Raw genomic sequence first — 12,402 nt, 5'->3', positions numbered from 1 at the left:
AAAGAAAAACCAATACGGTGACGACCTAATCATAAAATGCGATATACAAATAACAAAAAATGGAGTTAGGATCCTTAGGCACTTAACCCTAGGCATAGGTGGTGCAGGTAAATCTGAAACTCTCGCAGTCATAAATTTAGTCAATCAAAATGGTAAAGAGGTGGCCAAATTTAATGTTACTGTCGAGATTAGATATGGCTTTCTTGGTGGTAGCGCAGATAGAGCGCTACCGATTACCGCTAAAAACATCTATAAGATTGTTACAAAAGATTTTATGTAAAAACTTACCTTTTATTAATATCATAAATGTACTATCCCTTAAAATTTCACAACCAATTTTAAAGGATAAAAATGAAAAAAATTATAATCGCTGCAATATCTGCTAGCATTGCAATGGCTGGAGGCTTCACATCAAAGCACTCAAGTGAAACGATAAGTGCAAAAGAGGCATTAAAGTTAAATGATGACGCAAAGGTCGTGCTTGAGGGCAAAATAAAGTCACACATCAAATCAAATAAGTATGAATTTGTTGATAAAAATGGAGATGTCATCTTTGTTGAGATTGACGACAAAAAATGGGGTGACATAAAAGCCAACGAAGATACGCCTTTAAGGATAAGAGGCGAAGTGGATAAAGACTTCGCAAAAACAGAAATCGACGTAGATAGCGTAGAGGTTGTAAAGTAGTTAAATTTTACGCGTATTTAATGCAAAAAATACTAAAATCACCAAAATTTTTAATAAAAAGGACGAATATATGGACGTTTCAAAGATCAAAGCTGGCTCAAACCCAGACAAAATCAATGCCGTAATCGAAATACCTTATGGCTCAAATATAAAATACGAGATCGACAAAGATAGCGGTGCGGTCGTAGTTGATCGCGTGCTTTACTCAGCGATGTTCTACCCAGCAAACTACGGCTTTGTGCCAAACACACTTGCAGCTGACGGCGATCCAGCTGATATTTTGGTGCTAAACGAGTATCCACTCCAGGCTGGTAGCGTCATCCCTTGCCGCTTGATAGGCGTTTTGGTGATGGAGGATGAAGCAGGCATGGATGAGAAGCTTTTAGCTGTGCCGGTTACAAAGATCGATCCAAGATATGAAGCGATAAAAAGCTACGAAGACTTGCCAACTGCAACACTAAATAAGATCAAAAATTTCTTTGAAACTTATAAAATTCTTGAGCCAAACAAATGGGTTAAAGTGAAAGAATTTAAAGATGCAAATGCTGCAAAAGAGATTTTAGACGCTGCGATAAAAAATTATAAATAATTTAAAAGCCCTATTTTAGGGCTTTTCTCTTTTAAATTTGCTCGTTTTATGCACAACATAAAAAAGGCTGTTTTTTATATTTAGATAAGCTTTTTCTTGTATAATACGGTTTTCTTTCAACTGTGGGTTCATAGCTCAGTTGGTTAGAGCATCCGGCTCATAACCGGATGGTCCCAGGTTCGAGTCCTGGTGAACCCACCACCTACTTTATCAACACTAAAAAATCAAAAATTTTTCATCACTTTTCCTTAGATTTTAAAATATTTTTAAAATACAAAAAATGTTTAATAGCCTAAAATTTAAGCCAAATTTTCTAAGCTCTTTCTAAAATTTCCTTGCGTTTTTGCCAATCAGGCATATAAAGCGTTAGATAGTCATAAAATTTCTTTGAGTGATTTGGATACAGCAGGTGAGCAAGCTCGTGAAATATGGCGTACTCGATGCATGCTTTTGGCTTTTTGATAAGCTCTATGTTTAAATTTATATATGATTTATATGGGTTGCAACTCCCCCATCTTGTTTTCATCTGCCTTATCTTTACGCTTTTGATATCTTGTTTTACTATCTTGTTAAATTCTTGCAAGATATTAAAAAAATATAACGTCGCCTTTTCATGATACCACTCATAGACTAAATTTTCTTTTCGCTCTAGGTCGCTTTTATCTTTCACAAAGAGCTCCAGATAGCCCCTTTGTAGCTTTACACGCTCCTCTTTAGACTGCACCACTTTTAGCCGATAACTTCGCCCAAGATATTTAAAGTCTTCGCCGCTTACGTACTCTTTTTTACTCGTCTTAAACGAGGAAAAAAACGCGCGCTTTTGCACTATCCATTTAGCTCTTTTTTTATGATAAATTTTATATGCTCATCGCTTGCCGTTTTTGGCGCCGTTAGGATCGCTTCACCATTTGGTCTAACTTTTAAGGTGATATTTTTCACCTCTTTTTTGATGATTTTCACCTCATTTAACATAAAAGCTTATCTCTATTCCACGGATAGTTTGGTAAATTTTCTCCTTCTCATCGATAGAAACGCCGTATTCGTCCTCTATCTCCCAAAGAGCGTCTTCCATCTGACTTGTTATCTCATTTTCTACGTCTTTATTTTTGTGCCATTCTGGTTTTTTTGAAGCCTCTTCGTAAATTTCATAAAATTTCACGCTCAAATTTTTAGCAACCACCTCAACATCCACAAGCTCCACATCGCCCAAAATGTCAAGCAAATTATCATAAATGGCAAATAAAATTTTTTTACCATTAAATTCTTTTGGATACCTGTCTTCATTTGGCTTTAAAACGCCAGTTATAAGGTCTTTTAGCAGTTTTGCCTTGGCAAGTTTTTCTTCCTCGCTTAGCCTTTTTGCTTTATACTCGTCGATGATATCTTGTATCTGCTGCGCTATTGATTTATAAAACGCCGGGTTTGAGTCCATTTTCTCTTTTACCACCGCGCTTATGGCGCTAATGATCGTATCAGCCTTTGCATTTTTGCCCTCAACCCTTTGCACCTCATCGTCAAATTCCGTCTCAAAGATATTTACGAGTTTCGTAAGCTCATTAACCCCTTGTGCATTTACGTAAGTATCAAGTAGCTTTTGCATCTGCGCTTCATACTTTCCAAAGTCGCAAGCCTCGTGATACCTTAGTTGCACAGCCTTTCTTAGCTCGTTATAAAATTTAACCCTCTGCTTATAAGCTTTGATCTCCTCTTCGCTTAATATGTCATAAATTTTCTCACTTGAAAGCGCTAGTTTAAACGCCCTTGCAAACTGTGATAGCCACTCTTTAAAGTCATCTCGTTTTTGCACGTCCTCTAAAACCGCCACGTAGCTTTCCAGATCGTCTTTAAATTTCACGCTGCTAAAAAGATCATCCAGATGAGTATAGTAAGTCTTAGCCTTTATTATCTCGCTTCTTACGTCTATCACGGCTCCAGTTATATCTTCTGGGTCAAAGCCACTTAGCGACGCATAGCTAGTAAGCGCCTGATCAAGCTCGCCAAGAAGCCCTCTATAGTCAATAATATAGCCATAATCTTTCCCGTCATAAAGCCTATTTACTCTAGCTATGGCTTGGAGCAAATTATGCTCTTTTAGCTGTTTATCTATATAAAGCGTACTTGCTCTTGGCACGTCAAAGCCTGTTAAAAGCTTATCCACGACGATGAGCAAGTCTATCTCGTCGCCGTAAATAAATTTTAAGGGCTTTTTATATACGGTCGGCGTGTTTGAGTCATACACGGGCTATATAACAGTAAAATACGGCTTGACAAAATTAGTTTTTTGACTCGACTCTATAATATAAATTTCCTTCTCGGTCTTACGTCAGGCCGCAAATTATATTTATGATTTTTCAAGATTTAACCTACATATGCGGCAAGTTATGTGCGATCTCGTTCTAGCCTTATGCTATTTTTTATTATTCCTTCATTTCTTATGCAAATAATAGATAATGATAAAATCGTGGTCAAAAATATCTTAAGATATATGCTAAATTTGCATATATAAATCATCATCAAACACCGATAAAAACGTGCTAAAAAGCGTTTAAGTTTTTGCTTGATTTAAGCAAGATTTCACTACAATCAAATCTTAAATTTAGATTTTCAAGCTATCATTTCGCAAAAATTAAGGAAAATCATGCAACCTATTTTTACGACGCAAATCACCAAATTTAAAGGCGCGCAAAAAAGCGCCGTTGATGATATTTTGGTGCGCGAGATCAAGCTTGAGATCTACATAAACAGCAAGCGTTTCGGCGCGCTTATGGCGACTCCGACCGATCAGGAGGCTCTAGCTGCTGGCTACCTAATCAGCGAAAATTTGATCGCAAGCCCTGAGGATATCGAGAGCATAGAGCTTTCAAACGACGCTTTAAGCGTGCGGGTAAAGGCTAAAATCAACGAAAAGCGCCTCGAGCAGTTTGACGAGGAAAAGGTAATAATCAGCGGCTGCGGACGTAGCTCGACGGCAAACATCGATCCTGAGGCTATGGCGGCGCGCGCTATAAAGGCCGACGTAAAATTTCACAAAGACGAAATTTTGCGCCAGATGGGGCAGTTTTACACGCAGTGCGAGCTTTACGAGATAACGGGCTGCGTGCATACGGCTAAGCTTTTCGTGAACGGAGAGCAGTTTTACATCGGCGAGGATATCGCTCAGCATAACACCATAGACAAAGCCGTCGGCAAAGCTATACTAGCCGGCGCGCAGCTGCAAAATTCGTTTTTGATGGTAAGCGGCAGGCTCAGCTCCGAAATGGTCGCAAAAGCCGTCATGCACGGCATCCCAGTGCTCGTCTCACGTACGGCTCCGACTAGTCTTGGCGTCGTGATAGCGCGTAAATTTAACCTAACGCTGTGCGGCTTTGCTCGCGGCGAAAACATAAACGTGTATAGCGGCGCAGAGAGAATCTATGAGTGAGCAAATCCGCGAACTGATAACAAAACTGTTAAATCCAAAGGGCAGGCTAGACTGCGGCTCGGCGTTTAAGATCGCCGCAAAGCTAGGCGTAGAGATCGGCGAGGTTAGCGACGAGGCCGAGAAAATGGGCGTAAAGATCGACAACTGCGAGCTGGGGCAGTTTGGCGGGCTAGAAAACGGGCGCGGCAAATACACCGTGATGACGCAGCTAAAACAGCTGACTGACGAAAAGGGCAGGATACTGTGCAAAGACGCTAGAGACGCGGCTGGGGGCGTGGGACTAAAGACGATCCGCTCGACGCTAAAAGACTATAAAATCGACGTAAAATACTGCCAGCTGAGGTGTTTTAAGGAGAAAAAAGGAAAAAAGATGAGAGTAAAAACCAAAACTTGGATAGAAAACGACGAGGGCGAGCTGATATTCGGTAAGGGCAAAACCGAAGTCCTAGACGTCATCGCCGAGGTCGGCTCGATCTCAAAGGCCGCCGAAATCCTAGGAATGAACTATAAAAAATGCTGGACTCATCTGCAAATTTTGCAAAAAAATCTAAAAGAGGAGCTTTTTACGACTAGGCAAGGCGGCGGCGAAAATGCCGGTACGACGCTAAACGAGCGCGCGCATGAGCTCATAAACGCCTATAGGCAGCTTCAAAACGACATCGAGGATTTTGCGGATAAGCGCTTTAAGGAGTTGTTCTTGAAAAAAGACGGCGAAAAAAATGACGCAACTAAAGACGACAAAAAAGATAAAAAAATCAATTTAAGGGAGAAAAAATGTACGTAAAACTAAACGATAGGGTCTATCTAAACAAAGACAAGATCACTAGAATAAAGGTAGATAGCGTCCAAGACGGTATCAGGATTCGCTTCTACGAGGGGCAAAATCAGGTCGCTAAAAGCGGACGCTTCGAAACCGAGGCAAAAGCCATCGAGTGGCTAGAGAAAAATTTTATAAACAAATAATAAAATGGTCGTGAGCCTCTGTGGCTCGCGCTTCTGTGCTTTATCAAGTTAAATTTGCCGCTTTGCGGTTAAATTTAGCTTGTTCAAATTTAACCTCCAAATTTACTAAATCATTTCCACAGCAAAAGCCCGAAATTTGCGAAAATTTACTATAATTACTGTATCAAATTTAAAGAGTAAAAAATGGCAAATTTAGACGAAATAAGAAAAAATATCATCCTAAAACCGGGCGTGCATTATTTTGATTTCGCGGCTTCCGGGCTTGCTTATGAGCCCGTAGAGCGCGAGATAGCAGATGTTCTCAAAACCTACGCCAACACACACTCCGACAGTAGCTCGAGCGCCATCATCACGCAGCGGCGCTACGAGGGTGCGCGAGAGAGCCTAAAAAAGCTGCTAGGCCTTGACGAGCGGTTTTATCTCATCGCCTGTGGGCAGGGTGCGACGGCAGCGATCAAGAAATTTCAGGAGCTGCTTGGCATCTACCTGCCACCTGCAACCAGAAGCGCGATCGGCGAGGCAAATTTACGCGCTGCGCAGCTTCCGCTCGTGCTGGTTTCGCCATACGAACACCATTCAAACGAGCTTAGCTTTCGCGAGGGGCTTTGTGACTACCTGCGCGTGCCTCTTAGCGAGTCCGGCGAGATCGATCTGCTAGCACTCGAGCGCATCCTAAAGCTTAACGCAACACGCCGCATCATCGGCTCGTTTAGCGCCGCCTCAAACGTCACGGGCGTCGTTAGCGACTACAAAAAGATTAGCGAGCTAATCAGAGCTGCGGGCGGTATCGTGGCCTTTGACTGCGCGGCACTGAGCTCGCACGCAAATTTAGACTGCGACTATTTCGACGCGATTTTCCTCTCGCCGCATAAGTTACTCGGCGGACCTGCTAGCTGCGGGCTTTTGGCGATCAAAAAGGAGCTACTTAATAGCGATGTGCCTACCTTTGCCGCGGGCGGGACGGTTGCCTACGCTAGCCGCGAAGGGCACGTATTTTTGAAAAATCCCGAGCAGCTAGAGGAAGGCGGTACGCCGCCTATTATCGGGCTTATGCGGGCAAATTTGGCATACGCGCTGCGAAACGAGGTGGGCTTCGAGCAAATAAAAAACGCCGAGGACGAGCTAGCGCGGCTTTTTGAGAGCGAGCTAGCAGGCATTGACGAGGTCATAAACTACGCTCCAAAGGGCGCGCCGCGACTACCGATAATTTCCTTTAACGTGCGCGGCGTCTCGGCGTATGATTTCGCCGCGAGCCTTAGCAATGACTTCGGTATCCAGACGCGCGCGGGCGTGATGTGCGCGGGGCCGTACGCTCACGATCTGCTGGGTATCAAGGAGGGGCGTATGCCGGAAAGCAAGCCCGGCTTTGTGCGCGTGAGCCTGCACTACACGCACACCGAGCAGGACGTGCTATATCTCACGGGCGCGATAAAATCCTGCATCAAAAAACACCGCGAGCTTTGGGGCGAGGAAAAGGCGATGTATGAGATGTTTGGCGGGAAAATTTAAATTTAAGCGGGTTAAATTCGGCTCGCGAAAAGGTTAAATTTGAAATTTTACGCCGTAAAGATACGGGTTTGGGCGGTCAAATTTGATTAAATTTAAAAACTAAAAAGAGTAAATTTAAGAAAGAAAAAGGGCGCAAAGCGCGCCCGAATCACGCAAATTTAAGCCATAAATTCGACTCAAATTTGCGCGTAAATAAAATTAGTTTTTGCGAGTATTCGCGTCAGGCGTGAAAAGCGGCTTATCTAGCAGCTTAAAGTTGCCGATAAATTTCTGACCCTCTTCGCTCGTCGCCCACTCTATAAATTTATTTGCGTTTTCGATGTCGGCCTTAGCGCAGTGCTTCGGATTTACCGCGATTAGCGAGTAGAAGTTCTTTAGGTCGTTGTCGCCCTCGTTGATGATGACCATCTCAGGCGCGCCTTTTTTGGTGTCCTCGTACTTGATGTAGGTGCCGCGGTCGGTGAACGTCACGCCCTTTTGCTCGGCTGCAGCGTTGATGGTAGCTAGCATGCCTTGGCCGGTTTGCATATACCAGCTGTCTTTTTCAGGCACTTCGCCGATGATTTTTTTCCAGATACCTTTTTCTTTGTTGTCAGTGCCTGATTTATCGCCGCGAGAGTAAAATTTGATATTCTCTTTTTTGATCAGCTCAAAGCTCTCTTTTATGTCTTTGCCTTTAAATTTATCGGCGATAGATTTATCGGCGATAACGACGAAATCATTGTACATTACGGCTTTTCTCTCGACGCCAAAGCCTTTTTCTACGAATTCTTTCTCAACTTTTGGCGAATGCACGAAAAGTATGTCCGCATCGCAGTTTTCGCCAAGTTTTAAAGCAGCGCCCGTGCCTACGGCGGTCCATTTGATATCGACGCCGGTTTTTGCCTTATACGCAGGGTAGATCGCGTCTAGTAGCCCCGTGTTATCGGTGCTGGTGGTGGTAGCCATGATGAGTTCGCTATCGCCCGCAAACGCCAAAACGCTCGCGATTAGCGAGCCTAATATTACTTTTTTCATTTTTCTCCTTTTTTAAAAGTATGCTATTATAGCATATTAAATTAACCATATAAACATACGGAGAAATAATATTTGGACTTTCTACTAAACGGATTCTTAGAGGCCTTTAGGCTGCTTTTTAGCGGCGATGAGGAAACGTATTCGGCGATCAGGGCGACGCTTTACACTTCGAGCGTTTCGATATTTTTTACGATTTTAGTCGGTTTTCCGCTAGGCTTTACGCTGGGATTTTACGATTTTAAAGGGCGCAGGATTTTGAGACTGCTCAGCGATACGGCGCTTGCGATGCCCACCGTTGCGATCGGACTTATTTTGTATGCATTTATCACGCGAAACGGCCCGTTTGGCGAGTTTGGGCTGCTTTTTACGCTAAAGGCCGTGATGCTGGGGCAGTTTGTGCTAGCACTACCTATCATCATCTCGCTAAGCGCTAGCGTCGTGGAAAATATGGACAAAAAACACTATCTAACCATCCTAAATTTACGCCTGAGCGCGCCGCGGCTAGTGGGCTGCGTGCTTTACGAGCTAAGGTATGCTCTGATGGTGGTCGTAGCGACGGCGTACGGGCGTATCGTGGCCGAGGTCGGCGTGGCGATGATGATCGGCGGAAATATCAAATATTTTACCCGCACGATCACGACTGCAGTGTCGCTGGAGACGAACAAAGGCGAGTTTGCCATGGGTATCGCGCTGGCTTTGGTGCTCATCTTTATCGCGTTTGCCGTAAATTTGGCGATACACGCGCTAAAAAGGCTTGACCGATGAAATTTGACAAATTTGAAAAATTTACGCTCGCAAAAAGCGCGCTAGGCGCGTCAAACTTGAGTCTTTTCGTAAATTTAACGAGAAAGGCGCAAAGTGATAAACGTTAGAAATTTACGCCTAAACTACGGCGCGAGCGAGATTTTAAACATCCCGCGCCTTGATATCGACGTCACCAAAATCACCGCGCTAACTGGTAGCAACGGTAGCGGCAAAAGCACGCTAATGCGAGTAATGTCGTTTTTACAAAAGCCCACTAGCGGCGAGGTGCGGCTGTGGGGAAGCAGCGCGCCGAGTCTAAATTTACTGCGCGACGTTAGCGTTTTGTTGCCAGAGCCCGCGCTTTTAAAACGCTCCGTGAGGGAAAATTTTAGAGCCGTTTTAAAAAGCCGCGGAGTGCTAGCGGAATTTAACGAAAGGGCGAGCGAGGTGTTAAATTTAGTCGGGCTTGACGAGAGCTTTTTAAACAAGCGCCACTTTGAGCTTAGCTCGGGGCAGACGCAGCGCGTTAGCTTTGCGTTAAATTTGGCGCTTAGATCGCGGCTTTATCTACTCGATGAGCCGACAAATAGCGTGGACGTGGGCACCTCAAAGCTGTTTGGCAAGGCGGTGCTTTATATGCGGCAAAGATACGGCTGCGGCTTTGTGATCGCTAGCCACGACGACAAATGGCTAAGCGCGGTCGCCGAAGAAAACGTCTTTTTGCACAAAGGTCGCGTGTGCGAATTCGAGTACAAAAATATATTTGACGCGCGGGACGGAGTTTTAAAATTTGACGAAAATGCGAGCATAAATTTGCCGCAAAATTTACGTAACGCCGTAAAGATCGCCGTAAATCCAAACAAAATCATGCTAAGCAAAGCGCCGATAGAAGGCTATCTTGAAGGTATCTTGCACTCGGTTTCGCTTTATCTTGGCAAAGATCTTTTGGTAAAAATCAAAATTGGCGACTTTTTGATAAAAACCATGGCGCCTAATTCGCAAAATTTTAACGTCGGCGAAAATATTTATTTTAAATTTGACGAGGAAGCGTTTTTGGGGCTTGAGTGAGCCCTGAAATTTTGCAAATTTCGCTTCAAATTTTAAATTTAGACTCGTTTAACGCCCGTTAAAATAGCCGAGTTAAAAGTAAATATCAAAATGAAGCGTAAATGTAAGATATATGCGTAAATTTCATATTTCTTTTATCCCTTAAAATTCGCTACAAGTAATATGCAATTAAGGCACATTTAAGCGTATATTAATTTTTTTGATTTATTTTTTTTTAAGTATAAGAAATAAGTCAAAAAGTAGTATAGTTTCACAATCGAGAAAAATCTCAAAAAATAGACAAAAATGATAAAGGAAGGCGATGACTAGCAAGGGCGAATTTGCGGCGGGACGTAGGCTTTACTACTCGCTATTTTCGCGTTTTTTCGTTTTTAGCCAAGAAGCCGATAGATTTAGCGGCGTAAACGCGATGCTAGGCCTTGCCTCGGCGCACGCTCTAAACGAGGAATCGGCCGCCGCGATAATGCGCATACAGGCAAAATTCGACGAGAAAAATTCGCAAAATTTAGTGGATGAATTCGATGAAATTTTCCACGCTCTGCCAAGTCCGCTTAGAAACTCGCTGTCCTACTACGACGAGGGCTACGAGGTCGGACACGCCTGCGCAAAAGTGCGTAAAATTTTAGCCCGCACAGACATTAGGCGCGACGAGGCTAAATTTAAAGAAAACGAAGACAACGTGGGTTTCGTGTTTGCGCTAATGAGCGAATTTATCGCGCGAGAGAGCGAGCTGGAGCTATACGGCGAGCTTGAGGAGCAGCTTTTTAAAGAGATCATAAACCCAAACATCGACGAGTTTATAGAGAATCTTTTTAACCACGAAAGCAGCGAAATTTATAAAGATGTCGCAGTGCTTTTGCAAGGATTTATAGAGTTTGAGCGCGTAGTTTTAAGTGCGCCGCGCCCTATAAATCAAGGCGAAAACAAAAAGACTTTGGACGGAGTTTCAAGATCCGAAGCCATAAGAAGACAAAAAAACAGAGTGAGAAAGCTAAAAGCTATGGAGGAAGAAAATGCAAAAAAATAGGCGAGAATTTTTAAAAAAGGCGGGGCTAGTCGGCGCGGTAGCGGCTACGGCCGGAGTAGCGACGGCAGCGGCGTCAAACCTAAAATACGGTAAAAGCAAAAAGACCGAAGTGCTCTACAAAAGAAGCAAAAACTGGGATCTATACTACGAACAAGCGAAATAAATAAAATTTAAGAAAGGATGAATATGTCTGAGGCAAATTTACGTCTTATGCCCCACTCAAACGCAGTCGGGCGAAGATCGTTTTTAAAAATGGCCGCGCTAGCAGGCGTAGCGGGCGGCATGAGCGGGCTGGCCGCTAGCGGCGTAACTAGAAGCGCCACAAAAGAAGAAATGGCAAATCCGTTTCCAAACTCTAAAATCATAAAAACCGTTTGTACGGTTTGCTCCGTTGGATGCGGAGTGCGCGCCGAGGTAGAAAACGGCGTTTGGGTACGCCAAGAAGTAGCCCAAGATCACCCGGTAAGCGCTGGCGGCCACTGCTGTAAGGGCAGTGACGTCATCGATATGGTGCGCTCTCACTGCCGCGTAAAATACCCGATGAAAAAAGTAGGCGGTAAATGGAAACGCATCAGCTACAAAGAGGCTCTTGATGAAATCGGTGCCAAACTAAAAGCGTATCGCGAAAAAAATCCAGAGCAAGTAATGTTTCTAGGCTCTGCAAAAGATTGCAACGAACAAAGCTATTATATAAGCAAATTCGTAGCGATGTTCGGGACTAATAACCTAGATCACCAAGCACGTCTTTGACACAGCTCTACAGTCGCCGGTGTGGCGAATACTTGGGGTTACGGAGCTATGACCAATCACCTTGGAGATATCCAAAACGCGAAATCTATCTTTATAGTGGGTGCAAATCCGGCGGTAAATCACCCGGTCGGCTTTAGACATTTTCTAAAAGCGAAGGAAAATAACGGCGCAAAGCTAATCGTGATCGATCCAAGATACACGAGAACTGCGGCTAAGGCTGATTATTTTGCTCAAATTCGCACCGGCACGGATATACCTTTTATGTACGGCATGATGAATATCATCTTTCAAAACGGCTGGGAAGATAAGGAATTTATAAACGACCGCGTCTACGGTATGGATCTGATCCGTGAAGAGGCTGCCAAATGGACGCCCGAAGTCGTGGCCGATGTTTGCGGGATCAAAAAAGAGACGCTTCTTGAGATAACCGAAGTTTACGCCAAAAATCGCCCGGGATCGGTCGTTTGGGCGATGGGTCTAACTCAGCACACCATAGGCAGCTCAAACACTCGTATCGCTCCGATCCTGCAACTAGTGCTAGGAAATATGGGCGTATCGGGCGGCGGCTGTAATATTCTGCGCGGTCACGACAACGTTCAAGGCGCGACGGATATGGCGAATTTGCCG

General features: G+C 44.0%; 16 protein-coding genes and 1 tRNA gene. 13 read left to right on the top strand and 4 right to left on the bottom strand.

All coding sequences use genetic code 11. The features are described 5' to 3' along the window. The 4 genes from QZ147_RS05550 to QZ147_RS05535 all read left to right on the top strand — a co-directional run. The coding region (locus QZ147_RS05550) for a hypothetical protein (protein ID WP_295147953.1) at positions 1 to 280 on the top strand (280 nt) is incomplete at its 5' end. 71 nt (positions 281 to 351) lie between these two features. Next, entirely contained in the window at positions 352 to 687 is a 336-nt protein-coding gene (locus tag QZ147_RS05545; RefSeq protein ID WP_103579566.1) for a NirD/YgiW/YdeI family stress tolerance protein, read from the top strand. A gap of 70 nt (positions 688 to 757) precedes the next feature. After that, positions 758 to 1,276 carry an inorganic diphosphatase gene (ppa, locus tag QZ147_RS05540; protein WP_103579567.1) on the top strand — a complete coding sequence of 173 codons (519 nt, stop codon included), beginning with the start codon at positions 758 to 760 and terminating at the stop codon, positions 1,274 to 1,276. A gap of 124 nt (positions 1,277 to 1,400) precedes the next feature. Continuing rightward, positions 1,401 to 1,477, top strand: a tRNA-Ile gene (locus QZ147_RS05535). A gap of 112 nt (positions 1,478 to 1,589) precedes the next feature. Here the strand turns inward: QZ147_RS05535 and QZ147_RS05530 are convergent. The 3 genes from QZ147_RS05530 to QZ147_RS05520 are packed head-to-tail and all read right to left on the bottom strand — an operon-like array spanning position 1,590 to position 3,515. Then, positions 1,590 to 2,102: a SprT family zinc-dependent metalloprotease gene (locus QZ147_RS05530; RefSeq protein WP_258033380.1), complete on the bottom strand. Its 513-nt coding sequence runs from the start codon at positions 2,100 to 2,102 to the stop codon at positions 1,590 to 1,592. After that, complete coding sequence (locus tag QZ147_RS05525; protein WP_258033381.1) at positions 2,102 to 2,248, bottom strand: M48 family metallopeptidase; 147 nt, start codon at positions 2,246 to 2,248, stop codon at positions 2,102 to 2,104. The genes QZ147_RS05530 and QZ147_RS05525 overlap by 1 nt, the downstream gene beginning before the upstream one ends. Continuing rightward, positions 2,238 to 3,515: a type I restriction enzyme endonuclease domain-containing protein gene (locus QZ147_RS05520; protein ID WP_295147944.1), complete on the bottom strand. Its 1,278-nt coding sequence runs from the start codon at positions 3,513 to 3,515 to the stop codon at positions 2,238 to 2,240. Before QZ147_RS05520 ends, QZ147_RS05525 begins: the two co-directional genes overlap by 11 nt. Before the next feature lie 399 nt (positions 3,516 to 3,914). Here QZ147_RS05520 and fdhD point away from each other — a divergent pair, with 399 nt between their 5' ends. The 4 genes from fdhD to QZ147_RS05500 all read left to right on the top strand — a co-directional run bounded on the left by fdhD (position 3,915) and on the right by QZ147_RS05500 (position 7,169). Continuing rightward, a complete protein-coding gene (fdhD, locus tag QZ147_RS05515) occupies positions 3,915 to 4,697 on the top strand; it encodes a formate dehydrogenase accessory sulfurtransferase FdhD (RefSeq protein WP_295147941.1) in 783 nt (260 codons plus the stop codon). Next, a complete protein-coding gene (locus tag QZ147_RS05510) occupies positions 4,690 to 5,481 on the top strand; it encodes a LysR family transcriptional regulator (RefSeq protein WP_103579569.1) in 792 nt (263 codons plus the stop codon). Before fdhD ends, QZ147_RS05510 begins: the two co-directional genes overlap by 8 nt. Continuing rightward, positions 5,472 to 5,660 carry a hypothetical protein gene (locus tag QZ147_RS05505; protein WP_002951016.1) on the top strand — a complete coding sequence of 63 codons (189 nt, stop codon included), beginning with the start codon at positions 5,472 to 5,474 and terminating at the stop codon, positions 5,658 to 5,660. Before QZ147_RS05510 ends, QZ147_RS05505 begins: the two co-directional genes overlap by 10 nt. Positions 5,661 to 5,843: 183 nt before the next feature. Then, positions 5,844 to 7,169, top strand: coding sequence for an aminotransferase class V-fold PLP-dependent enzyme (locus QZ147_RS05500; RefSeq protein ID WP_103579570.1), 1,326 nt, complete (start codon positions 5,844 to 5,846; stop codon positions 7,167 to 7,169). Positions 7,170 to 7,367: 198 nt separating this feature from the next. On the opposite strand, the gene tupA is transcribed toward QZ147_RS05500, so the two are convergent. Next, positions 7,368 to 8,186, bottom strand: a complete 819-nt coding sequence (gene tupA / locus QZ147_RS05495; RefSeq protein ID WP_295147932.1) for a tungstate ABC transporter substrate-binding protein TupA — start codon at positions 8,184 to 8,186, stop codon at positions 7,368 to 7,370. A gap of 72 nt (positions 8,187 to 8,258) precedes the next feature. On the opposite strand from tupA, the gene tupB reads away from it, so the two are divergent. The 5 genes from tupB to QZ147_RS05470 form a co-directional block, all read left to right on the top strand. Then, positions 8,259 to 8,951 carry a tungstate ABC transporter permease TupB gene (gene tupB, locus QZ147_RS05490; protein WP_103582478.1) on the top strand — a complete coding sequence of 231 codons (693 nt, stop codon included), beginning with the start codon at positions 8,259 to 8,261 and terminating at the stop codon, positions 8,949 to 8,951. Positions 8,952 to 9,044: 93 nt separating this feature from the next. Beyond that, positions 9,045 to 9,998: a tungstate ABC transporter ATP-binding protein TupC gene (gene tupC / locus QZ147_RS05485; RefSeq protein ID WP_103579573.1), complete on the top strand. Its 954-nt coding sequence runs from the start codon at positions 9,045 to 9,047 to the stop codon at positions 9,996 to 9,998. A gap of 301 nt (positions 9,999 to 10,299) precedes the next feature. Further along, a complete protein-coding gene (locus tag QZ147_RS05480) occupies positions 10,300 to 11,025 on the top strand; it encodes a molecular chaperone TorD family protein (protein ID WP_295147926.1) in 726 nt (241 codons plus the stop codon). Further along, complete coding sequence (locus QZ147_RS05475) at positions 11,012 to 11,188, top strand: twin-arginine translocation signal domain-containing protein (protein WP_009496297.1); 177 nt, start codon at positions 11,012 to 11,014, stop codon at positions 11,186 to 11,188. Before QZ147_RS05480 ends, QZ147_RS05475 begins: the two co-directional genes overlap by 14 nt. Before the next feature lie 47 nt (positions 11,189 to 11,235). Further along, on the top strand, positions 11,236 to 12,402 hold a 1,167-nt coding region (locus tag QZ147_RS05470), incomplete at its 3' end, for a molybdopterin-dependent oxidoreductase (protein ID WP_295147955.1).

It is taken from the genome of uncultured Campylobacter sp. (assembly GCF_905371695.1).
Classification (GTDB): Bacteria; Campylobacterota; Campylobacteria; order Campylobacterales; family Campylobacteraceae; genus Campylobacter_A.
Note: the sequence above shows the minus strand (reverse complement) of the source record. Positions and strands in the feature narration are given on the sequence as shown.

What these genes read in the sequence shown, in the direction of transcription:
- QZ147_RS05475 (WP_009496297.1), top strand. Translation starts at nt 11,012, where the DNA reads ATGCAAAAAAATAGGCGAGAATTTTTAAAAAAGGCGGGGCTAGTCGGC.
- QZ147_RS05505 (WP_002951016.1), top strand. Translation starts at nt 5,472, where the DNA reads ATGTACGTAAAACTAAACGATAGGGTCTATCTAAACAAAGACAAGATC.
- tupA (WP_295147932.1), bottom strand. Translation starts at nt 8,186, where the DNA reads ATGAAAAAAGTAATATTAGGCTCGCTAATCGCGAGCGTTTTGGCGTTT.
- fdhD (WP_295147941.1), top strand. Translation starts at nt 3,915, where the DNA reads ATGCAACCTATTTTTACGACGCAAATCACCAAATTTAAAGGCGCGCAA.
- QZ147_RS05510 (WP_103579569.1), top strand. Translation starts at nt 4,690, where the DNA reads ATGAGTGAGCAAATCCGCGAACTGATAACAAAACTGTTAAATCCAAAG.
- QZ147_RS05545 (WP_103579566.1), top strand. Translation starts at nt 352, where the DNA reads ATGAAAAAAATTATAATCGCTGCAATATCTGCTAGCATTGCAATGGCT.
- ppa (WP_103579567.1), top strand. Translation starts at nt 758, where the DNA reads ATGGACGTTTCAAAGATCAAAGCTGGCTCAAACCCAGACAAAATCAAT.
- QZ147_RS05480 (WP_295147926.1), top strand. Translation starts at nt 10,300, where the DNA reads ATGACTAGCAAGGGCGAATTTGCGGCGGGACGTAGGCTTTACTACTCG.
- QZ147_RS05525 (WP_258033381.1), bottom strand. Translation starts at nt 2,248, where the DNA reads ATGTTAAATGAGGTGAAAATCATCAAAAAAGAGGTGAAAAATATCACC.
- QZ147_RS05500 (WP_103579570.1), top strand. Translation starts at nt 5,844, where the DNA reads ATGGCAAATTTAGACGAAATAAGAAAAAATATCATCCTAAAACCGGGC.